The sequence below is a fragment of the Mycobacterium sp. genome (genome assembly GCF_044370595.1).
Taxonomy (GTDB): Bacteria; Actinomycetota; Actinomycetes; order Mycobacteriales; family Mycobacteriaceae; genus Mycobacterium.
Window position 1 is genome coordinate 1 of the sequence record NZ_JBILVF010000031.1, and the last position, 22155, is coordinate 22155.

Below are 22155 nucleotides of genomic sequence, written 5' to 3' on the forward strand. Positions count from 1 at the left end.
TGGGGGTGCTGCTGGGCATCATGCCGTGGAACTACCCCTACTACCAGGTGGCCCGGTTCGCCGGACCGAACCTGGTGCTGGGCAACACCATCGTGCTCAAGCACGCCCCGCAGTGCCCGGAATCTGCTGAAGCCATCCAGCAGATCTTCGACGACGCCGGGTTCCCCAAGGGGGCCTACGTCAACGTCTATGCGACCAACGAGCAGATCGCCGACGCCATCGCCGACCCGCGCGTTCAGGGCGTCTCGCTCACCGGTTCGGAGCGCGCCGGCGCGGCGGTGGCCGAGATCGCCGGCCGCAACCTCAAGAAGGTCGTGCTCGAACTCGGCGGCTCCGACCCGTTCATCGTGCTGAGTACCGATGACCTCGATGCCACCGTCGACGCCGCCGTGGCCGGCCGGTTCGAGAACACCGGCCAGGCCTGTAATGCCGCCAAGCGGTTCATCGTGGTCGAGAACCTCTATGACGAGTTCGTCGACCTGTTCACCAAGAAAGTGCTCGAGACCGCCGAAGGCCTTGCTCCGCTGTCCTCGGCGGCCGCCGCGGAACGGCTGGCCGAGCAGGTCGACCGGGCGGTCGCCGACGGCGCCCAACTGGTGTCTGCGGGCGAGCGTAACGGCGCCTACTTTCCGCCGGCTGTCCTGACCGGGGTGTCGCCGGCCTCGCCGTCCTACCACGAGGAATTGTTCGGCCCGGTGGCGACGGTCTACAAGGTCAGCTCGGAGGATGAGGCCGTCAAGGTGGCCAACGACACCCCGTTCGGCTTGGGCTCATATGTGTTCACCACCGACCCGGAGCAGGCCAAGCGGGTGGCCGACAAGATCGACGCCGGGATGGTCTTCATCAACGCCGTCGGCGCCGAGGGGGTCGAACTGCCCTTCGGCGGGGTCAAGCGGTCCGGGTTCGGACGTGAATTGGGCCGGTTCGGCATCGACGAGTTCGTCAACAAGAAACTCATCCGAACCGTTTCCTAGCAGTCACTCAGAGCAGCGCCGCCACCGGCAGCGCGATGCTGGCGTTCGCAGCCCGGGCCTTGTTCTGGTGAGGAGGCGAGCAGAACCAGCGCTGCGGCCAGCATCGAGCCGACACTGCGACCGATCTGAGCACCCAGGCCAACCAAGTCTGCGGTCTGCGGCAATGACGAGCACCTACACCGCACCGGCCACTGGAGCGGTGCCGCCGCGTAGTGCCGCTACCCGGGTGGTGGTGTACCAGTCCGGCGACGTCATATTTCGCGACGCTCACCATCCAGGCGGTCGACCCCGACAGCGGCAGCTACGCCGAGGACGCCCAGAGCATCATCGACGGCTTCCAGGTGCTGTCGGCACGCTGACCTCCGGACGGGAGAATTCGCATGGGAGCGGAACCTCTGATGTACGGCATAATCCGCATCACCGGCGCGGCCGCGTTGCTGGCCGCCGCCACCACACTCGGCGCCTGCCGGGCGGCCCTGTCCTGATGAACAGCTGGGATAACTTCGACAGGGACGACCTCGCCGCTTTTCAGGTGTGGGCGTTGGAGCGCCGCGCTTACTTGAAGACGGTGTTGGCCGCGGCGCCGCTGCCCAGGGTGGTCCAATCGCCGGCGATCGCCTCCTACGCCGCCGCAAGTGACACTGCGGGTAGCGCCGAGATCGGCGGTGCCCATCCCGACCCGCTCGGGGCGATTCAAGGTGAGCTCAACTCCCTGTGGCTGATCCACCCCCACGTTCCCGATGAGGTACGTACGCAGATGTCAATCGCCACCGCCGAGATTGGTGCCAACATCATCGAGCACACCGGGGGCCGCCAGCCGGTGGGAATCCGGATGGGCTCAGAACTGGTGGGCGATCAGGTGCACGTCACCTTCACCGACGACGGCCCGCCCGCCGACATCGACCTTGCGTCCGTGGCCATGCCCGACGCAATGGCCGAGCGGGGCCGCGGTCTCGCGTTGGCCCAAACCGTCTTGGACCAGTTGGCGTACCGCTGCGACGACCTGGGCAACCATTGGACGCTCATCAGTCAACGCTTCGACTAGGCGGCGGCAGTGGCGGCCGTGGTTGCGTCGGGGTGCAAATCTCCAGGTGCCCCCGATTGAGAGTTCGACCGGGGCGGCTCTTGTTGTTTAGCAGCGCTTTCCGGCCTGTGCCGTCAGTACCAGGGAGGTCCTTTTCGGCACTCTACGGTCAACCGCCCTTTGACTTTCGCCGTGAACATGAATGGTTGGTCCGTAACGCCGGTGCGGCGACAAGGACTGACTAGCCACGCTTCCAGGCGTCGACTTCGACTTCTACCAACATTTTCGGATCGACCATCGTCACCCCGGCGACCATGGTCGCGGCCGGCCGGATCTCGCCGAAGACCTCGCCGTGCGCCTTGGCGACCCCGTCGACATCGGAGGCGTTGGCCAGGTAGACCCGCGAACGGACCACGTCTGCCAGTGAGTAGCCGACTTGCGCCAGCGCGGGGGCGATGACGTCGTTCAATGCGACCAGGGTCTGGCGGTAGGCGTCGCCCGCATGCTGTATTTCACCGCCGATGCTCGCGGTGGACCCCGATACGTGCACGTAGTCGCCGGCGACCGTCGCCCGGGAATAGCCGATTGAGACCTCCCAGGGGCTGCCGCTGGAGATCAGTCTGTCAGCCGCCATCGTTGGTCTCCTCGTCTTTGGCTCGGCCTGTCAGCACAGAGGTTAGCGCGGGAGGCTACCGCCATGGACCGGGCGAGAAGAACGGCATTCAGGCGGATGCGACGTGGCATTGGAAATGTTCCGTCCGCTTGTGTAGAGGAGTCGAAAGCTACTTCAGATCGTTGCTGTCGTCGCGGGGTTGTTGTTGCCCGCTTGCGCCATGCATCTGTTTCATCGAGGGAGATCCAGTGCTGCTGTGGGAATCATTCTTTTTCGAGGCGTAGGCAAAAATCGCCAGCCCCGAAACTATCGCGCCGGCGCCGACTCCGTAGGCAATCACTTCTTCCGCTCTATTGGAATCCACAAAAACACCCACAAAAACTACTGCGATGATGGCAACCACCACGCCGATGAGTTTCGACTTCAAGTCGTCTAAGTCGCGGACTCTCAACCAGAGAGGCACGTTCACTTCCGCATCAATGAACAGCTCGTAGAGGCCATACCCGATGACGAGCAGCACTGTGCCGAGCAAGATCGCGTCCACGGCGGTCAAGACATCAACAATGGTGTCTTTCAGGGTCGACTCATTGGAGACCACAGAGATAACGGCCACCACCATAGAAATTGAGCCTTGAGCCATCAGAAGCAACGCGCCGAGGATAGATGCCAAGGCAGGCACCACAACGGCGTACCGGGTCAGGCTGAGGATTCGGTTCATCAGGCCCGTGGAAGTGGTGGATACGACTGGAGCGGGGATGTCTGAAAGTCTATTCCCGTTGTCGCTGAAACGGTGTTGAATCGGGGGCGACCCGGACGCCGATGACAGTGCAGCCTCATTGTGTCGTGGTCCCAAGCTTCGCGCGGATCGAGGTCACCGATGCCTAAACGCACAGCAACACGGGATGTTTGGCTGTACGGAAAACGTCTGGCAACAGTGGCTCACCCGCACCTCGGCCGAGTCCATTACCGGCTCGATTTCACTGAAGAAGCGCTCGACAGCTACGGGGAGGGGACGGCGGTGAAGGTCGATCCGCACGGGCTCGGTCACCACGCCTGTATGTCGACCTCGTAGACCGACACGGGTCCGATGATGACGCCGTTGTCCTCAACGTAGCGGTCCCACAGCTCGAGCAGGTCGGCCAGTTTGTCGGGCCGGGAGGCGGCCAAGTCGTGGACCTCGCCGGGATCACGGGAGAGGTCATAGAGCTGCCAGGCACCCGGGCCGTACGGCGCGGGCAGGTACAGCGCCTTCCAGTCACCCTGGCGAATAGCGCGGCGGCCGAACAACTCCCACCCGGTGCCGGTATCGGCATCGTGCACCGCGTCGGTCTGTCCGGACAGGTAGGGCAGCATCGATCGGCCGCGCATCGGCTCCACCTCCCGACCCCGGTAGGTGGTGCCGGGATGGGCGGCGCCGGCGAGCTCGAGCACCGTCGGGGCGATGTCCATGACGGTGCTGAACGCCGTGCCGATCTCCCGCTGCCGGGAAAAGCCCGGCCAGGTGAGGAAGCCCGGCACCCGGATCCCGCCCTCGGTGGTGAAGGCCTTGTGCAGACGCGCCGTAGTGGCTGGCACCGGCCGGCAACAGGGCGAAGGAGCGGTCGAATCCCCGCGCCCACGGAGACCTGTCGATCGTGCGGCCCAGATGCCACTTGCCCGCCATGAGCGTCTGGTAACCGGCGTCGCGCAGCAGTTCCGGCAGCGCCACCACCCGGTCGTTCAGATACCCCTCATAGCCGGGGGCGCCGGCGAAATCCGGTGCGGTCATCTCGAGCATGGTGCCGATTCCGGCGACGTGGTGATCGGTTCCGGTCAGCAGCATCGCCCGCGTCGGCGAGCAGGCCGGGGCGGAATGGAAATCGGTCAGCCTGATGCCCGCGTGGGCCAGGCGGTCCAGGTTGGGGGTGTTGATCTCACCACCGAAGGCACCGATATCGGAGAACCCCAGATCGTCGGCCACGATGACCAGAAAGTTGGGGCGTGCCATGCTCAAGCATCCTGTCACGCCCCAACCTGAACTTCTCAGGTCGTCTCACTTCGTTTCATGACCGGTTTGTCTCACCTAGGGTCTCATTCCCAGAACTGCAAGGGCGGAGCAATCACAGCCGACGACGCGCTGCGACCCAGCGTTGTTGCTGCGCAAGGACCTTACGAGTTGCCGCAAACACTGTCATGTCGGGTGCCGCCCTGCTGGTACTCCCCAGCATCTCCAGCTGCGCGTAGTACCAGTACTGCACGCCAAAACTGGCAACAGTGCGCACGATTTTGATCCTGTTGAGAAACGCCAACCAGGTTGGAAGCAGTGCCAGTTGCGCCTCAAAACGCGGAAGCTCCGCCAGACCCTGCAGGATTTGGGCGGGCGCATCGGTCATCACACACAGCGGCCGGCCCACGCCAATCAAGTCGGCACCGCCGCTACTGATGGCCTGTTCCATGACGTCGCGCCTCCGGAAGCCTCCGGTCACCATCAACGGAATAGAAACTTTTTCCCGCATGGCCAGTGCGAAATCCACAAAGTAAGCCTCGCGCATCTGCGTGGAGTGTGCGACATGTTGTGGCTCCTCCTCCTCGATACCCGCAACGCCCAACAACTTCGGTTGCTCGTAGGTGCCGCCGGAGATTTCCAGCAGGTCGACGCCCGCGTCTTGCAGCCACTGCGCCACCTGCAGACTGTCCTCAAAGGCGAATCCGCCTTTTTGGAAGTCGGCACTGTTGAGTTTGACCGCCACAGGAAAGTCAGGCCCCACCGCCGCCCGCACCGTCTTCACGGTATCCAGTAACGCTCTGGCGCGATTGGCGAGCGCACCACCGAACTGATCAGTGCGCACATTGCTGCGCGGACTCAAAAACTGCGACAGCAGGTAACCGTGGGCGGCGTGAATCTGAACCCCGGTGAATCCGGCCGCTTGAACGGCTGCGGCGCACACCCCAAAGCGCTGGACGATGTCTTCAATTTCGGAAACTGTGAGCGCAACGGGTTCACCAAACTGGCCACCCGGCAAGCCGATTTTTACCGCGGAGGGCGCTTTCGGATGCGGATTGATGATTTTCTGTGTCTGGCGCCCTGCATGGCTGATCTGCGCCCAGAAGTGATTGCCATTGCGGGTAGCGGCTAAAGCCCAGCGCGACAGCGCCGCGTGCATTTCGGCATCAGGCTCACGATCAATAATCACATTGCCCGGGCGCTCAAGGTGGTCGCAGTCGACAAGGATATTGCCGGATAACAGCAGTCCCGCGCCGCCATCGCTCCACAGCCCGTACAGCCTGTCCAGTTCCGCTGTCGGTATGCCGGCGGGGTCAGCCAAGCCTTCGGTCATGGCGGCTTTGGCGAGGCGGTTACGCAAGCGGGCACCGCAGGGTAGCGCGAGCGATTGTTCGAGCAGTTCCGACATGATGATCCCCGATGCAGGTTTGCCTGTGAACATTAGACTGGACCCGTGGCACCTCGCACCGTCGGGCTCGCTTGCTCTGGCAGCACTGGCTCGCCGGCCGCCGATCCGGCCGCAGCATGATTTGAACGTCGTGATTCAGTAGGACGTTTCGCTGGCCGGGATGAAATCATCTGTCACGCTTGCGGTCCGAATGCGGGACCGTGCAGCGGCTCACCGAGCTGGGCGCGGTGGGCAAGCAGGGGTTCGACTGTGCGAACTGCGATGCCGCCGGAGGCGGTTGAATCGCGCACTCGAAGCTAGCTTCGCTACCGCGACCCGTGCTGCGGGCGGCCCGCTGGCGGTTCCCCTACTTGACGCGGCCGTCCAGCCATTGTTCGAACGTCGTCGGCGCGATGTCCGACTCGGCCGGGTCGCCCCGTAGCAACCCGGAAGCCGCTGCGCGCCAATACCGGCCGGGTAGTTGGATCTCATACGAACGTGCCGTGACGCCGTCGCGGGCATGCAGTCGTCGCACCATGTCGATGAGGCGTTCATCGGCGGGCCCGACAAGATCGGCCAACCGCCCGCTCGGTCCGGCTTCGGCGACCTCCACCAGTCGCTCGGCGACCTCACGCGCCGCGACAGGACGGATCCGCATCGTGGGGATCAGCACGACCGGCCCGAACGTCGCTCGCTGCACCACCTGCCCGGCGAACTCGTGGAACTGGGTCGTTCGCTGAATCGTCCATGGGACCGCCCCTGTCGAAACCTCACGTTCCTGCGCACGTTTGCCGGCGTAGTAGCCGGCATCGGTGTCGCCGATTCCCACGATCGACAACAACACATGATGCCCCACACCGGCCGAGCGCTCAGCGGCGAGCAGATTGCGGGTGGATCGGGTGAAGAACTGTCTCGATTTTGATGCGCTGGTCGTCAGCACGTTGGTCACGTCGATGACCGCGTCCGTTCCTGCGATGGCCTCCACCAGTCCTGCGCCGGTCGACACGTCCTGGCCCGAGGACCGGGACAGGGCGACGACTTCGTGCCCTCGGCCTCGGGCTGTTTGGAGAATGTGGCGCCCGACCGTGCCGGTCGCTCCCGCGATCGCGATCCTCATCGAGCTCTGCTTCTCAAGATCCGGGAATCGGCGCGCGGATCTTGCGGTTCCCTGGCTCGCGTTCCATGGAGACTCCTTTCACCTTGCGGCCGCCCACGTGGTGGCGATGTGTGAGGTCAGCGCGACGGCCTGACCCACGGTGGTCCAGCTGACGTTATCGACAGTGTCCGGCGGGCGGTGCAGATTGGAGATCCACCCTTCCCCGCTGACGTCGCCCGTTTCGGTCACATGTGCGGTGGAGGCTGACCTACACCGATCGGCCGACAAATCCTGATGGCGGGTAGCCGTCCGGGCCGGGACCTTGCGGAATTGCCCGCACCCGTTTCATGGCAAAATAGTCGTGAAAAGCGAGCACCAGAGGGAGCGATGAGACGCGCCAAGCGCAAACCTCGAAGACCCCGACCCGGATTTGACGGCCGCTCTGTCGTCGCAGCCGGAAGACGCATGTGCTGACCACTCTGGGTATCGGTTTCGGCATCCTCGTTGTCCTTGCGATTACCGCTGTCACCGGATACTTCGTTGCTCAGGAATTCGCCTACATGGCTGTGGATCGGTCCCGGCTGAAGGCCCGTGCGGAAGCCGGTGACGCGGCCGCACGCCGGGCGCTGTCGATAACCCGACGGACGTCGTTCATGCTGTCCGGTGCGCAACTGGGCATCACCGTCACCGGTCTGCTCGTCGGTTACGTCGCCGAACCGCTCATCGGAGCCGGGGTGGGGGAACTGCTCGGTGGTGCCGGGACCCCCGCGGCCCTGGCCATTGCCATCGGGGTGATCCTGGCGGTGGTGTTCTCGACCGTTGTGCAGATGGTTTTCGGCGAGTTGTTCCCGAAGAACCTCGCGATCGCCCGCCCGGAGCCGGTAGCCCGGTGGCTTTCTCGCTCCACCGCCATCTACCTGGCGCTATTCGGCTGGCTGATCAAACTCTTCGATTCGTCGTCGAACCTGCTGTTGCGGACGTTGCGGATCGAGCCGGTTCACGACGTGGAGCACTCGGCGACCGCCCGCGACCTCGAGCACATCGTCGCCGAGTCGCGCCAGACCGGCGAGTTACCGGCCGAACTGTCCAACCTGCTCGACCGAATCCTGGACTTTCCCACCCGCACCGCCGAGCACGCGATGATTCCGCGTGCCCGGGTCGACGTCGTCGGAGCCGATGAGTCGATCTCGGGGGTGTTGGCGAGGATGGCCGACGGCCACACTCGCTACCCGGTCATCGACACCCCCTCCGACGAACTGCTCGGCGTCGTTCACCTTCATGACCTTCTGGATGACACCCGCACCGGCACAGCGCGAACGGCGTGCCGACCTGCAGTCGTCGTGCCCACGACCCTCCCGCTGACGACGGTCCTGGCGCAGTTGACCAAAGCCAAGCAGGAGATGGCCCTGGTCATCGACGAGTACGGCGGATTCGCCGGTGTTCTCACCGTCGAGGACATGGCCGAAGAGCTCGTCGGTGAGATCGCCGACGAACACGACACTGAGGATGAGGACATCATCTGCCTCCCTGAAGGCTGGCTGCTCCGCGGTGACGTGCCTCTCGACGAAGTTGCCCGCGCGCTGGGTCACGATGTCCCCGAAGGCGCCTACGAAACCCTCGCCGGCCTGGTCATCGCGGAGTTCGGCGGCCTACCGGTCGTCGGCGATACGGTAGACATTCCGTTGGATCCGCATCCTGCCGACTTGGCTCAAGGACCGGCGCTGGTACGACGGGTTCTCCGCGCAGACGTTCGTGCCGTCGAGAATCGCGTTCCCTCGTCGGTTTTCGTCACGATTTCGGCCGATGCCGGCGCCGGTATCGAGGCGGAGAGATGAGTAATCCCTGGGTCTTTGTCGCAGTGACGACAGGGTTGATAGCCGCCAGTGCGTTCTTCGTCGCGGTGGAGTTCGCTCTGATCGCCGCGCGCCGCTCGCGGTTGGAGGACGCGGCCCCGCACAGCCGGGCCGCGCGGGCCGCGCTGCGCAGCGCCTCGGAACTATCCGTGCTGCTGGCCGGTTCCCAGCTCGGAATCACCGTGTGCACCCTGGCGTTGGGTGCGGTGACCAAACCTGCGGTGCAGCGCTGGCTCACACCGGCCATTCAGGGTTGGGGGGCACCGTTGTGGCTTGCCGACGTCGCGGGATTCGTTCTGGCACTGATCATTGTGACCTTCCTGCATCTGGTGGTCGGGGAAATGGCGCCGAAGTCGTGGGCCATCGCGCACCCGGAGAAGTCGGCGGTGATGCTTGCCATCCCGATGCGGGGCTTCATGTGGGTGACGCGTCCTGCGATCGTCCGGCTCAACCACCTGGCCAACTGGTGTCTGCGCAAGGTCGGTGTCCAGCCCGTCGATCAGGTAAGCACTGGACAAGATCCCGACGCGTTGCGTCATCTTGTCGAACACTCCGCGACTGTGGGCACATTGGACGAGCGCTATCACGGTCATCTGACCAGCGCCCTCGAACTGCAGGCCCTGACCGTCGGGGACATGGTCCGCCCCAATGCTCAACCGAGTAGCGTCGCGCCGGATGCCGACTGCGCGATGATTCAAGAGACAGCCAGGCGAACCGGGCACCTGCGGCTTCTCGTTCGCGGCAACGGCCGCGTCGACGGTGTTGTGCATGTTCGTGACAGTCTCCAGGCACCACCGCAGACCAACGCCGTCGATCTGATGAGACCCGCCGTGACTCTTGATGTCTCGGTCCCGGTGTATGAGGCGTTGGGGATCATGCGTGAGAAGCGCAGTCACCTGTGCACCGTCACAGACTCCGGCCAAGTCATCGGGCTGATCACGCTCAACGACGTACTCGAGCGTTTGCTCCAATCCAGCGACTCGGCAGCCTGACTCCCAGCCATTAGTGCGGTTTTCGGTGCGCGTGAGGTGATTGGTGCCAGCACCATGGTCTTGCCGACCCTTACGCTTGGCAAATGCTGGAATCGCGCCCGGACGGGGACGAATTCGTTGCAGATCCAGTCGGATTGCGCGAAGCCCTGGAGCTCCTGCTCGCTGCACGGGCGGATCCGGGCTTTCCGCACCTCGAGGGCTCCACCGACGTGTTCCCGATGGAATGGCCGCAGGAAGGGATCGGTGGCAGTGCGGCGCTGCGAGCTCTCGCTCCAGTGAGCCTGAATCAGGCTGTCCGACTGGATCATCCGGGCTTTCTGGCGCACATGGACCCTCCGACGCCGTGGGTGACATGGGCAGCGACAATGTGGGCGGCGGCGATGAACCAGAACCTTTTGCACCCCGACGTGGGTCCAACCGCTCGGCTGCTGGAGACGCTGGTCATCGACTGGTTGGCTCCGGCGTTCGGGATGCGCGGAGGACACCTGGTTCCGGGATCCACCGTGGCGAACCTGACTGCGCTCTGGGCCGCCCGGGAACTGACCGGAGCGCGACGAGTCCTGTGCTCGACGGCTGCGCATCTGAGCATTCGGAAGTCGGCCCAGCTGCTGGGCCTCGAACTCGGCGAGCTACCGGTGGACGGCGCCCAGCGGCTTCATGCCGATCTGCTCGACGATGACCTCAGCGACGCGATTGTGGTGCTCGTCGCCGGCACTGTGTCCGCCGGTGCGATCGACCCCCTCAACGCCGGGCGCGGTGCAGCCTGGCGCCATGTCGACGCCGCCTGGGCAGGTCCGCTGCGACTTTCGTCCCATGCAGATCTGCTGGAAGGGATCCATACGGCGGATTCCGTTTCGGTGTCGGCGCATAAGTGGCTATACCAACCCAAGGGTTGCGCGCTGGTGTTGTTCGCCGATCCGGACTCTGCCCAGGCTCCGTTGACCTTCGGTGGTGGCTACCTGGCTGCTCCTAATGTGGGGCTACTCGGATCCGCCGGGGATAGAGCTCTGCCGTTGGCGGCCACACTGCTCGGGTGGGGACGTCAAGGAGTCGCCGAACGGATCGACGCCGACATGGCACTCAGCCTCCGGCTGGCCGAGATCATCAGTGAAGCTGAGGATTTGGAACTGTGGCGCGAACCTGTCGCCGGTATCGTCAACTGGCGCTCGCGTGACGCTCCCGCTGAGTACATCAAGGAGCGTCTGCGTGGAGCCTGGGTCAGTACCGCCACGATCGGGACGGACACGTGGCTACGTTCGGTGGCCGTCAACCCCCATGCCGACCCCGAACTTGTCGTCGAAAGAGTCCGGCGGGCCGCCAGATCGTAGCTCGGTCAGCTAGTACAAGATCCTGCACCTGTGGGATCCGCTACTCGTTGGCCCAGTTTTCACTTCTGGTGGCAAAGCGAGGGCTTACTTCCGCTTAGGTGGACTAGAGCTGACCCAGCGGACGGCACACATTGGACAACGCGTTCCAGTACTCACCGGACGCACAGTCTTGCGCGGGCTGCGGCGTCTGGCAGGTGTTGGTAATCGGATCCCAGAACTGTCCACTGGTGCAATTCAGCGGCTCTGCCGAACCGATCCCGGCGCTGAAGAGCGACAAGGCAGTGACAGGCGTGGCCGCGAGAATGGCGATGGTCGTGCGACGTAACAGATTTGGCATGGGTTGATTCTGCCAGCCCGAATCAAGGAGCTGTCCTGCATTCCGGTTCCAGTCGAAAAGTGAGCAGGTGATTCCGGGGCGCGTTCAAAGCATGGTGGTCATGGGCGTTCTGCTGTTAGCTTCCGGACATGGCCTTCCAATCAGCCGCCGCCAAACGCAGCGTCGACCTGCTCCATGACCCCGCCCTCAACAAGTCCACCGCCTTCACCGAGTCCGAGCGGCAGGCCCTGGGCCTGGTCGGACTCGTTCCCGACACCACCGAAACCGAGGATCTGCAGCTGCGCCGAGTCATGCTCCAACTCGGCCAGAAGACGACCGATTTGGACCGCTACGTCTACCTGTCCAACCTGCTCGACCACGACGAGACGCTGTTCTATCGGACCTTGATGTCTGACCCCGCCCGCTTCCTGCCGATCGTCTATGACCCGACAATCGGCGAGGTGTGCCTGAAGTTCGGTCACCTCTTCCGCGGCCCGCGGGGAATGTACCTCTCGATCAAGCGCCGGGGTACGGTCAAGGACGTTCTGCGAAACTGGCCGCAACAGGACGTCCGTTTCATCTGTGTGACCGATGGCGGACGCATCCTCGGACTCGGCGACCTGGGCGCCAACGGGATGGGTATCCCGATCGGAAAACTGCAGCTCTACACCGCGACGGCGGGAGTTCCCCCGCAGGTGTTGATGCCGATGTACCTCGACGCCGGCACCAACAACGAGCAGTACCTCGATGACCCGCTCTACCTCGGCCTGCGCGAGCGGCGACCGGCTACCGAGGATCTCTACAGCTTCGTCGATGAGTTCGTCGATGCAGTGCAGGAGGTCTTCCCCAAATGCTGCATTCACTTCGAGGACTGGACCGGTGTGGATGCCGTGCACCTACTCCAGCGCTACCGCGACAAGTACTGCGTCTACAACGACGACGTGCAGGGCACCGCGGGCATCACGCTGGCGGGAATGATCAATGCCACCAAGCTCAAGGGCACCCAGCTCAAGGACGAGAAGTACTTGTTCCTCGGTGCCGGGTCAGCGGGCATCGGCTTGGCCGACCTGCTGTGTACCGCGCTGGTGGGCCAGGGCATGTCGCTGCAGGAGGCACAGTCGCGGGTCCACATGTTCGACGTCAACGGACTTCTGGAATCGACCCGCACCGATCTGGTGGACTTCCAGCTGCCCTATGCCCACCCGCACGCCCCGACCCGGGACTTCGTCGCGGCGATCGAGAGCATCAAGCCGACCACCATCATCGGGGTGAGCACCATCGGCGGCGCATTCACCCAGCAAGTCATAGAGGCGATGGCCCGGATCAACGACCGCCCGGTGATTCTCGCCCTGTCCAACCCCACCGAATGCGCCGAGTGCACTCCTGAACAGGCGTACACCTGGTCGGGGGGGAAGGCCATTTACGCTGCGGGCGTGCCGTTTCCGCCGGTGCACCTCAACGGAACGACCTTCATCCCCGGGCAAGCCAACAACTTCTACATCTTCCCAGCGGTCGGTATGGCGGTCTATGCGACGGAGGCTAAACGCGTCACCGACGAGATGTTCATCGAGGCTGCCAAAGCCGTCGCCGATCAGGTTCCGCCGGAGCTACTCACACAGGGGCTGCTCTACCCGCTGCAGTCCGACATCTTGCAGACGGAGATCACTACCGCCGCGCGGGTCGCCACGCTGATCTTCGACAGCGGCCTCGCCCGGGTCGAACGGCCCGACGACGTGGAGGCCCTCATCCGATCTCAGGTCTATAACCCTTCGTACCCGAAACTGGCGTGAACCGTCATGACGAGATACCGCACGGAGAGCGACAGCCTCGGCGACGTGGACGTGCCCGCCGACAAACTCTGGGGTGCGCAGACCCAGCGTTCCCTGGAGCATTTCAGCATCGGCGCCGACCTGATGCCACGCGAGATGATCACCGCGTACGCGATTCTGAAAAAGGCCGCCGCGCAGGCCAACCACGCCGACGGCCGCCTCGGCGATGAGCAGTTCCGGCTCATCACCCAGGTGTGCGAAGAGATCCTGGCCGGCCAGCTCGCCGACATGTTCCCGCTGCACGTCTGGATGACCGGCAGCGGCACACAGTTCAACATGAACGTCAACGAGGTGATCTCCAACCGCTGCTGCCAACTCGCCGGCACGCCGCTGGGCAGCAAGAAGCCGGTGCACCCCAACGACGACGTCAACATGGCGCAATCGTCGAACGACTCCTTCCCGACGGCGATGTGCATCGCCGCCGCGGTCAACGTCACCGGCCGACTCGTTCCCGCGGTCACCGAACTCAAGGACGCCATCGCAGCGAAGTCCGAAGCCTGGCAGGGCATCATCAAGATCGGCCGGACCCACATGCAGGACGCGACTCCCCTCACCCTCGGGCAGGAGTGGTCGGGCTACGCCGCGGCCCTGGCCGACAACATCGACCGCATTGAGGACTCGCTCAAAGGTGTCTACCGCCTCGCGCTTGGTGGCACCGCCGTCGGCACCGGGATCAATTCCGCGCCCGGTTTCGGCGAGGCGGCCGCGGCCAACATCGCCACTCTGACCGGCCTTCGGTTCGTCTCGGCCCCCAACAAGTTCTGTGTGCAGGGCGGGCACGACGCGCTGGTTCAGCTCTCCGGGACGCTGCGCACCCTGGCCGCGACGCTGTTCAAGATCGGCAACGACATCCGGCTGATGTCCTGCGGCCCGAGAGCCGGGTTCGCCGAGTTGATCATCCCCGCCAACGAGCCCGGGTCGTCGATCATGCCCGGCAAGGTCAACCCCACCCAGGCCGAGGCTCTGACCATGCTGTCGGCTCAGGTGATGGCCAATGACGTCGCCGTGGGCATCGGTGGCTCCGGCGGCTACCTGGAGATGAATGTCTACAAACCGCTCATCATCTACAACCTCACCCACTCGATCACGCTGCTCAGTGACGGCTGCACCAACTTCGGGAAGTTCCTGGTCGAAGGCACCACGCCGAATCTGAAGAAGATTTCCGACTACGTCGAACGATCGCTCATGTTGGTCACCGCCCTGTCACCGGTGATCGGCTATGACAAAGCCTCCAAGATCGCCCACTACGCGATGGATAACGATCTCACGTTGCGTGAGGCCGCACTCAAACTCGGGTATGTCAGCGCCGAGGAGTTCGACCGGGTGGTCGATCCGAAGAAGATGGTGGCCCCATACGTGGCGGCCGACCCGTCAAAGTGACCGCCGGCAGCAACCCCGCAGCCTCTGGTGGCCCAACAGCCCGCCGAACGCATTGCCGATGCGGCCAGCAGCAGCGGCGCTGCGGCATCGATGCGCTGACCACCACGCGGGTGGCGATCTTGAGCCGTCGCCCTACGCGGAACATCCGGTGCTCGTGACCGAACCGTTGGGACAGGTGGTGCGGGAGCACGCCCGAACTCCCCCGCTGACTGTGTGCCGTCGTGAGGTAGGAGACGTCTTGGGGTTGGTGGGTCGTGGTCCACTGCGCGGTCGCAGTCTCGGGTGGCCTTGGTACGTCGGTGGTATGACGTCGGTGGTATGACAGGGATATGACAAGCGGAGCAGTGGAACTGGTGGAAGCGGAGGCTGCCTGGTTTTCGCAGCGCGTCTGGAGTCTCAGCGGCAACAAGGTGCTGATGACCAATGACGGCAGCCCTGTGCCCACAACGTGCCTCGCCCGCCGAATTTACCGTCCTCGATGCGCCCAGGAGATTTCCGGCCTGGTCAAGTCGTTGCCGTCGATCACCCCGATTGCATGCGTCTGTGGAGGTCACGAATCCTCGAACACGGCGATGATCGCCAGCAGCGACGCTGTCATCCTCGACCTGGCGCACCTGAAGTCGATCGAGTTTCACCGTGACGGTGAAGACGTGCTCGTCACCGTGGGTGCCGGAGTGGTCTTTCGTGAGCTTGTCGAAGCAGTCAAGGACCATCACGGCGCCCTGCCGGTCGGAACGGGTCCGGGGGTCGGCGTGGTCGGCTACCTCGTCAATGGCGGATTGAGCGGCTACTTTTCACGACGTCTCGGTTTGTTGGGGCAGCGGGTTGTCGCGCTGACCCTGGTCACGCCGGCGGGCGATATACGGGTTCTCACTGCCGGGGATGAACTTCTGACCGCGATGTTGGGAGCCGGCAGCGCGCTGGGCATCGTCGTCGACGTGACGATTCGGATGGACCATGAGAGCGTCGTTCAGGGCGCCGAGCAAAGGGTCGTCGCGTTCGAGACACGCGAACAGGCCGTGGATTTCTCCCGAGGCGCCCTCCGGTTCATGAGGGATCATGCCCTGGCAGACGAATCGGTCTCGATGGAGTTGGTGGTCACGGGCACCGGAGCTCTGGTGGCGACCGTGGTCTTCTTCGATTCCTTCCAGGGAAGCACTGCGGAATTCGTCAAGCCGCTTGAGCACCTCGCCGCCGACCTGAAGCTTGCTGTGGTCGCGGCATCCCGCTGGGAGTCCTGGTATGAGACGGCGGCCGCATTGTGGCCCGTCATCGCCGACATGAAGGGCGACCCACTCGCCACCCTCCAACACTGCATGGGAACCAGGGGAATTCCCGATGACGCGATCCTTGACTTCATCTGCGACACGGTCGTAGGCGAGGCGCCACTGGAGGAGGCTGCGCTGTCACTGGTGGAGATCCGGACAATTGGAGGCGCCGCTGTTTCGGGCGCAGGACTTCCCACTGGGAATTGTCATCACACGTTCTTTGTCGATCTCATCACCCAGTACGACGCCAAAGACAAGGCGGTCCAACAGCGGCAGGCCATTGTCGACCTCACCAAGGGCGTCATTGACAAGGCGCGAGACGTGGCCGGCCTGACAGTCGACTTCAGCGGGACGCATTCACAGCCCGATGATGTGGACCGCACCGCCGTTTCGTCGGAGATACTTGGTACCCAGGCCATGGCGGAAGCCGTGAAGGCTCTGAAGAAGAAGATGGACCCGAACAATCGCCTCAGATTCCACCCGTTCGCGAAGTTCCTCTAGTCGAACATGCGGGCATAATCTCGAACCGCCCCCTCCGCTGCGGGCTTGACGACGCCATTTTCGTCAGGCTCGCGCAGCAGGAACACCACGAGCTGATCTGGGGCGTCCTCCTCGCGCCCAGTAGAACTCAGGTCTCGCGAACATCGCCCCCGGCGGCACTGAGTTCGGAATCGTGTTGGCGCAGAGCATCACTGAGTCCGGCCCGGGTGGTGACACCCAGTTTGCGGAACATCCGGTAGAGGTGGGAGTCGACGGTCCGTGGGGAGAGGCTGAGTTGGGCGGCAATCTCTTTGGTGCTCTGTCCGGCTGCGGCGAGGTCGGCGATCCGCCGCTGTTGGGCGCTGAGCGGTGCGATTTCACCCAGGGATTGTTTGACCGAGGCTCCGGCCGCACGCAACTCGGCGCGCGCACGTGCGGCCCACGGCTTTGCACCGAGGCGATCGAAGCCATCGACGGCCACCTCCAGCGCGGCCCGCGCATCGGTATGGCGGCGCGCACGCCGCAGCCACATCCCCTGCGCCAGGGCGATTCTGGCGTACTCGAAGGGGAACTCGGCGATTCCGGGGTGGGTTAGCGCGGATCGGTAGAGCTCGTCGGCGTCGGTATCGGGGGCGCTCATCGCCGAGATCGCGATGCACAAGGCCGCTGAGCGGGGAGAAACCTCTGCCAGGTTCAGCAGCACCGCCTCGGCGGTCAGCGCGCGGGCCTCATCGCGGCGTCCGGTGTGCAGTGCCGCCTCGACTGAGTCGAACATATCCTCGGCCAACTCGTGCTCGCCGGTGTACAGCGTCGCCTCGCAGGAGTGGTGCAGGCTGTGACCAGTCCAGCGCCCCGGCGAGCTGATCCTGATCGCCGCCCGATAGGCCGCCTCGTAGTCCGCCTCGGCCAGAGCGACCCGCACCGCGATCCGCTCGGCGCCGTCGATGAGCCGTTGCAGGCCCCGTTGTGTCGACCAGACGCGTACTTCATCGGCGTAGCGGTGCGCGGTCTGCACCTCACCTCGTCCGGCGGCCAGTACCCCGAGGTCGGCGAGTAACTGGTGGCGACGCAACTGGCTGCACTCGATCTGCGTGGTCATTTCCAGGCAGGTCGCCCCGACCTGCTCGGCTCGGCGCCAGTGCCCGGTGGCTATCAGGTCCACAAGCACCACCCGTCCGCACTCGATGGCATCGACGGACGCGCCGTGCTCGCACAGTTGGGCAAAAGCCGCCTGAAGCGGCGCGCGAAAGTCGGCCATGACCCCGGCGCAGTACGCCGGGAACGACAACAGGACCATCCGTTGGGGCGGGACTTGCGGGAGCAGCGCCACCCAGTCGCGCAGCATTGCGCGGACGGTGTTCGCGGTGCCGGCGAAGTCGTCGACGCCGGTGCGGTACATCGACACCGCCGGGTCCAGCCGGGCCTGCACCTTCAACAGGGCGGCGTTGGTCTGCTCACGGTATCCGGCGGTGTGGGCGTAGTTGGTGATCGAGATCAGCAGGTAGACAAGGCGGTTCAGCGTTTTGTCGTCGAGGGTCGCGGCCCTGGCCAGCGCGTCGAGGATCCGCCGGTGGCTGGAGATCACTTCGCCGTCGGCGTGAAACCCCTGGTAGCACTCTGCCAGGACCGTCAGCGCCGAGTCCCCCTCGCCGGTCGTAGTGATCTCGAGCAGTTCCTCCGCATCGGCGGGTTGGTCGGCGCGGGCGGCGAGGAAGACCGCGTCGGCGATCACGGCGGTTCGACGGGCCGGGTCGGTGCTGAGCGCAGCGGCCCGGTGGAGCCACTCGACGGCGACGGAAAGGCCACCGCGACGAATGGACAGCTTTGCCGCCTCGGCGAGCAGGTCGGCCACGTCCTGGTCAGGTCCAGTGGCGGCCGCAGCCAGGTGGGCGGCCCGGCGCTCCAACACATCGTGGTAGAGCGCGGCGAGGTCACGGTGAGCTTCGCGGCGTTGCTGCGGGTCGGCCTGATGGATGACCGCCGCCCGGACCAGGGGATGGCGGAATACGTTGTCGCCCAGCTGATTAACTACGAGCAGCCCTGTCGCGATCGCGGGCTGGACGGCACCCATCACGTAACGCGTCGGGGCGCAGGACGCGGTGTTGGCGGCGGTACCGTCCAACGCAGCCCGCAACACATCAGCGCGCACCCCCGAGTCGAGGCCGTCCAGCCGCCCGCCGAACACCGCGAGCAGGCGCTCAGTAAGCGGCAACGCCCCGAGGCCTTCCTCGATCTGATCGGAGCCGATAGGGAGTTCGGCCAGCGCCAACGGGTTGCCCTCGGCCGCAGCGAGAATCCTCGCCCGGGTACTGGCCGTCATCGGCACCGCGGCCCGATCCAGCAGCCGCGCCGAATCTTTCGCGGCCAGTGGACCCAGCTGTACATCAGTCCACCCTGCGCTGGAGAACGCCGACGTGTGCAGCGTGCGGCGTGCGGCCACGATCCGGACCCCAGGATCGCTCAGTCGCCGCCCCATCGCACCCAGAACCTGCGCACTGACCGTATCCAGCCACTGCACGTCGTCGATGACGAGTAGCACGGGCCGGGTGCGCGCCGCGATCGCCACAAGGTTCAGCAATCCCGACGCCAGCGGCAACACCGCCACCACCGAATCGGGATCACCGCCGAACACCGGCGCCAGCACGGCACGGTCCGCCTCGTTGAGCGCGGCCTGGAATTCTTTGAGCCCGAACGCCAGTTGGTTAAGCCCGCCCAATGCGAAGGGTTGCTCGGCTTCGACCCCCAGAACCCGCACCACCTGCCAGCCCTGGCCCGCGGCGGATGCACCCACCTGCTCGAGTAGCGCTGTCTTGCCGATCCCGGGCTCCCCGGACACCACCACCGCACGTTCGGTGGTCTCGGTCAGCATCCCGCTGAGGTGGGCCAACTCGGGCTGGCGGCCCAGTAGATTCTCGACCCCCGGCATGTCGTGAATTATGCGCGGCCGTGCAGGAAATGCAGTAGTTTCACCGATCCCAGGGGCCGGCGATCATTCCGCCGCCGACGAACTCGGCGACCGCTTGAAGTACCTGGCGGACCAACTGAGTACGAACCATCGCGCTAAGCGGGTGCCCTTCGGCCGTTCCCTCCCATGCCGCACCGAGTTCATCTTCCTGGGTGCCGTGATCGGCAAGTACACCTTCGGATTCGCCGACGGAAGCGACGAGTCCTCACCGCGGGGACTGCGCACCATCATCAGCGAGGGTCGGGCGGTCCGCTACGTGGACGCCGAGGACGCCTTCGCCGACCTCTCCCACACCCTGCACACCCGGCAGCACAGCCAGAGCGTCTAGTCCCTGGCTCCTCATCGGTTCCCCTACGTGGTCGAGAATGTGCCGCCGAGGCTTGCCCTCCACCTCGGCGGTCAGCATGAACGGCTGGGCAGCGATCCGCTCCACATTCGGGTTGAAATCGGCAGCAACACGATTCGCGAGTTGCAGGCGCGATTTTCAGCCACCTCGGAGTCCGAGTGTAAACCTTCACAGCCAAACCGCTGTGCTTCTTTCTCCAGCCAAGTCATCAACCGGTCGGCGTGCCCGGCGCCGCATTCGGCGGCCAGTGTGGAGACGTTGTCGACGTATAGATGGCGCCCCCACACCAGAGCGATCACTTCGCGGAACCCCGGAGCTGGACCGGCTGCTAGGCGTTGCCGCCGAGCGGGGAGTCGCTGTGTCGGACGTGACGCGGGCAGCGGTGTTGCAGTTCATGGAGCGGGCGACGGCCCCGCAATTCAACCTCGACCCGGCATCCCGTTAACGCTGTCCCATCCATTCACGCTCCCGCACTGCTGCTCCGCCGCGGCCGTCCCAGCTCATCACCACATGAAGCGTGCTGCCTCGAAGGTGCGTCGCGGTGTGGATCAAGGATCGGTGTGATTCGAACACTAGCCAGCGATGCACTGCCGCAAGACACTAGCCCTGAAAGAGCCGGGGGAGAAGATGATAAGGAGAAGATCATGACGGTCCACGTTGAGACGGTCGACGCGGTCGTAGTCGGTGGCGGTTTTGGTGGAATCCGAACCGTCGACCTGTTCAAGAATCGACTCGGCCTCGATAAGGTCGTCGGCGTCGAGAAAGGCGGAGCCCTGGGCGGGGCCTGGTACTGGAACCAGTACCCCGGCGCCCAAACCGACACCGAGACTTGGGTATACCGCTTCTCCGATGATCGCAGCGAGCCGAACTGGAATTCGCGCTACCTCAAGGCCGAGCAACTCCAGGAGCAGATCCACGACACAGCCACGAAAAGTGGAGTCGCAGAACAGTATATCTTTAACAACACCGTGGTCTCGGCTCACTACGATGAGGACACCAAGCGGTGGAACATCCTCACAGACCAAGGTCGGCGGTTCTCCGCAACCTACTTCGTAACCGCGCTCGGCATCCTCACCAACCCCTACGTGCCCGATTGGCCGGGTAAAGAGTCTTACCAAGGCATCGCCTTCCATTCAGCACGGTGGCCGAAAGACCTCGACGTGACCGGTAAGCGTGTAGCCGTGGTCGGCACCGGACCCTCTGGCAGCCAGATTGCGGCCAACATCCACCCTCTCGCAAAAGAGGTCACGGTCTTCCAACGCCGGGCACAGTACGTCGTCCCGATTAACAACCGCGAGGTGGACGAGGCAGAGAAGCAGGAGATCTTGGCTAACTATGACGCCGTCTGGGACACAGTCTTCAATTCCTTATTCGCGATGGGGTTCGTCGAGGGCAGTCAATCCGCCTTAGCGGTTTCCGAAGCAGAACGCCAGGAAGTGTATGAGCGAGTCTGGAATAAGGGTGGCGGCTTCCGCTTCTTCTTCGAGACATTCTCCGACATTGCCACCAATGAGGAGGCCAATGAGACCGCGGCAGCTTTCGTGCGCAGCAAGATAGCGTCGATCGTCGAAGACCCCGAGACCGCCGCCCTGCTCCAACCGACCGGTCTCTACGGAGGCAGGCCACTGTCCGCAGATGGCTACTACGAAGCTTTCAACGAGCCGCATGTATCCCTAGTCGACATCAGCGAGAACGAAATCGCAGAGATCGCGCCGACCGGTGTGAAATTGCAAGACGGGCAGACGTTCGATGCCGACGTCATCGTCTACGCGACTGGTTTTGATGGCGTCGACGGAGCCTACCGAAACATCGACATCGCCGGCCGACACGGCGTGAGATTGTTCGATGCCTGGAAAGACGAGTCGAACGCTCTCTACGGAGTCAGCGTTTCCGGGTTCCCCAACTTCTTCACTGTGACCGGACCGGGAGGTCCTTTCGCGAACATGCTGCCGTCGATCGAGCTGCAAGTTGGTTTTATCGCCCAATTGGTCGAGGAGGCTCGCGCACGGCAACAGCAGTCGGTCGAAGCGAATGCCGAGGCGCAGGTCCGCTGGGCCGAGACCGTCCAGGAGATCTCGAAGCTGACGGTCTTCGACAAGGTCAAGTCGTGGATCCAGAACGACAACATCGAAGGGAAGAAGAAGTACAGCGCCTTCTTCCTGGGAGGGCTACAGACCTACGACAGCAAGCTGAGCGAGGAAGCCAATGCGAAGTACGCCTCCTTCGAGTTCAGTTCCTGAACCGGGGCAGGGGAGGCCCTCCTTGCGAATAAGGGTGCCGGCGAAGTCCACCCCGAAGGCCCGGTCGTAATCCCCGACGC

At 64.2% G+C, this 22155-nt stretch carries 19 protein-coding genes and 1 pseudogene; 11 read left to right on the forward strand and 9 right to left on the reverse strand.

Annotation, left to right across the window (positions count from 1 at the left end; translation table 11 throughout):
- The 3 genes from ADBZ5N_RS06705 to ADBZ5N_RS06715 all read left to right on the forward strand — a co-directional run.
- The coding region (locus ADBZ5N_RS06705) for an aldehyde dehydrogenase family protein (RefSeq protein WP_526256710.1) at nucleotides 1–974 on the forward strand (974 nt) is incomplete at its 5' end.
- A 212-nt stretch (nucleotides 975–1186) separates the two neighbouring features.
- On the forward strand, nucleotides 1187–1333 hold the full coding sequence (locus ADBZ5N_RS06710; RefSeq protein WP_526256711.1) for a hypothetical protein: 147 nt from the start codon (nucleotides 1187–1189) through the stop codon (nucleotides 1331–1333).
- Between the two features lie 125 nt (nucleotides 1334–1458).
- The gene (locus tag ADBZ5N_RS06715; RefSeq protein ID WP_526256712.1) at nucleotides 1459–2019 is read left to right on the forward strand and encodes an ATP-binding protein; all 561 of its coding nucleotides are present in this window, start codon (nucleotides 1459–1461) and stop codon (nucleotides 2017–2019) included.
- 220 nt (nucleotides 2020–2239) lie between these two features.
- Here the strand turns inward: ADBZ5N_RS06715 and ADBZ5N_RS06720 are convergent, their stop codons facing one another.
- From ADBZ5N_RS06720 to ADBZ5N_RS06750, 7 genes and pseudogenes are all read right to left on the reverse strand, one after another.
- Nucleotides 2240–2632 (reverse strand): RidA family protein, encoded by a 393-nt coding sequence (locus ADBZ5N_RS06720; protein ID WP_526256713.1) that lies wholly within the window; start codon nucleotides 2630–2632, stop codon nucleotides 2240–2242.
- A gap of 148 nt (nucleotides 2633–2780) precedes the next feature.
- On the reverse strand, nucleotides 2781–3329 hold the full coding sequence (locus tag ADBZ5N_RS06725) for a YqhA family protein (protein WP_526256714.1): 549 nt from the start codon (nucleotides 3327–3329) through the stop codon (nucleotides 2781–2783).
- Nucleotides 3330–3655: 326 nt separating this feature from the next.
- Nucleotides 3656–4186: a sulfatase/phosphatase domain-containing protein gene (locus tag ADBZ5N_RS06730; RefSeq protein WP_526256715.1), complete on the reverse strand. Its 531-nt coding sequence runs from the start codon at nucleotides 4184–4186 to the stop codon at nucleotides 3656–3658.
- Between the two features lie 22 nt (nucleotides 4187–4208).
- A pseudogene (locus tag ADBZ5N_RS06735) lies at nucleotides 4209–4598 on the reverse strand (sulfatase-like hydrolase/transferase); the annotation flags it as partial.
- 112 nt (nucleotides 4599–4710) lie between these two features.
- A complete protein-coding gene (locus ADBZ5N_RS06740) occupies nucleotides 4711–6003 on the reverse strand; it encodes an NADH:flavin oxidoreductase/NADH oxidase family protein (protein ID WP_526256716.1) in 1293 nt (430 codons plus the stop codon).
- 346 nt (nucleotides 6004–6349) lie between these two features.
- Nucleotides 6350–7099: an SDR family oxidoreductase gene (locus tag ADBZ5N_RS06745; RefSeq protein ID WP_526256717.1), complete on the reverse strand. Its 750-nt coding sequence runs from the start codon at nucleotides 7097–7099 to the stop codon at nucleotides 6350–6352.
- A gap of 78 nt (nucleotides 7100–7177) precedes the next feature.
- A complete protein-coding gene (locus ADBZ5N_RS06750) occupies nucleotides 7178–7327 on the reverse strand; it encodes a hypothetical protein (RefSeq protein WP_526256718.1) in 150 nt (49 codons plus the stop codon).
- Between the two features lie 218 nt (nucleotides 7328–7545).
- Here ADBZ5N_RS06750 and ADBZ5N_RS06755 point away from each other — a divergent pair, with 218 nt between their 5' ends.
- The 6 genes from ADBZ5N_RS06755 (at nucleotide 7546) to ADBZ5N_RS06780 (ending at nucleotide 16545) form a co-directional block, all read left to right on the forward strand.
- A complete protein-coding gene (locus ADBZ5N_RS06755; protein WP_526256719.1) occupies nucleotides 7546–8913 on the forward strand; it encodes a CNNM domain-containing protein in 1368 nt (455 codons plus the stop codon).
- Entirely contained in the window at nucleotides 8910–9923 is a 1014-nt protein-coding gene (locus ADBZ5N_RS06760) for a CNNM domain-containing protein (protein ID WP_526256720.1), read from the forward strand. The genes ADBZ5N_RS06755 and ADBZ5N_RS06760 overlap by 4 nt, the downstream gene beginning before the upstream one ends.
- A gap of 83 nt (nucleotides 9924–10006) precedes the next feature.
- On the forward strand, nucleotides 10007–11251 hold the full coding sequence (locus ADBZ5N_RS06765) for a pyridoxal phosphate-dependent decarboxylase family protein (protein WP_526256721.1): 1245 nt from the start codon (nucleotides 10007–10009) through the stop codon (nucleotides 11249–11251).
- Between the two features lie 465 nt (nucleotides 11252–11716).
- Complete coding sequence (locus ADBZ5N_RS06770) at nucleotides 11717–13357, forward strand: NAD-dependent malic enzyme (RefSeq protein ID WP_526256722.1); 1641 nt, start codon at nucleotides 11717–11719, stop codon at nucleotides 13355–13357.
- 6 nt (nucleotides 13358–13363) lie between these two features.
- The gene (gene fumC, locus ADBZ5N_RS06775; protein ID WP_526256723.1) at nucleotides 13364–14776 is read left to right on the forward strand and encodes a class II fumarate hydratase; all 1413 of its coding nucleotides are present in this window, start codon (nucleotides 13364–13366) and stop codon (nucleotides 14774–14776) included.
- Between the two features lie 344 nt (nucleotides 14777–15120).
- Nucleotides 15121–16545 (forward strand): FAD-binding oxidoreductase, encoded by a 1425-nt coding sequence (locus tag ADBZ5N_RS06780; RefSeq protein WP_526256724.1) that lies wholly within the window; start codon nucleotides 15121–15123, stop codon nucleotides 16543–16545.
- Nucleotides 16546–16672: 127 nt separating this feature from the next.
- Here the strand turns inward: ADBZ5N_RS06780 and ADBZ5N_RS06785 are convergent, their stop codons facing one another.
- A complete protein-coding gene (locus tag ADBZ5N_RS06785) occupies nucleotides 16673–19450 on the reverse strand; it encodes an ATP-binding protein (protein ID WP_526256725.1) in 2778 nt (925 codons plus the stop codon).
- Nucleotides 19451–19592: 142 nt separating this feature from the next.
- Here ADBZ5N_RS06785 and ADBZ5N_RS06790 point away from each other — a divergent pair, with 142 nt between their 5' ends.
- Nucleotides 19593–19817: a hypothetical protein gene (locus tag ADBZ5N_RS06790; protein WP_526256726.1), complete on the forward strand. Its 225-nt coding sequence runs from the start codon at nucleotides 19593–19595 to the stop codon at nucleotides 19815–19817.
- A 71-nt stretch (nucleotides 19818–19888) separates the two neighbouring features.
- Here ADBZ5N_RS06790 and ADBZ5N_RS06795 read toward each other — a convergent pair whose 3' ends face one another.
- On the reverse strand, nucleotides 19889–20134 hold the full coding sequence (locus ADBZ5N_RS06795; protein ID WP_526256727.1) for a hypothetical protein: 246 nt from the start codon (nucleotides 20132–20134) through the stop codon (nucleotides 19889–19891).
- A gap of 345 nt (nucleotides 20135–20479) precedes the next feature.
- Between ADBZ5N_RS06795 and ADBZ5N_RS06800 the strand changes: the two genes are divergently transcribed.
- Nucleotides 20480–22075 (forward strand): flavin-containing monooxygenase, encoded by a 1596-nt coding sequence (locus tag ADBZ5N_RS06800; RefSeq protein ID WP_526256728.1) that lies wholly within the window; start codon nucleotides 20480–20482, stop codon nucleotides 22073–22075.
- Nucleotides 22076–22155 lie beyond the last annotated feature (80 nt).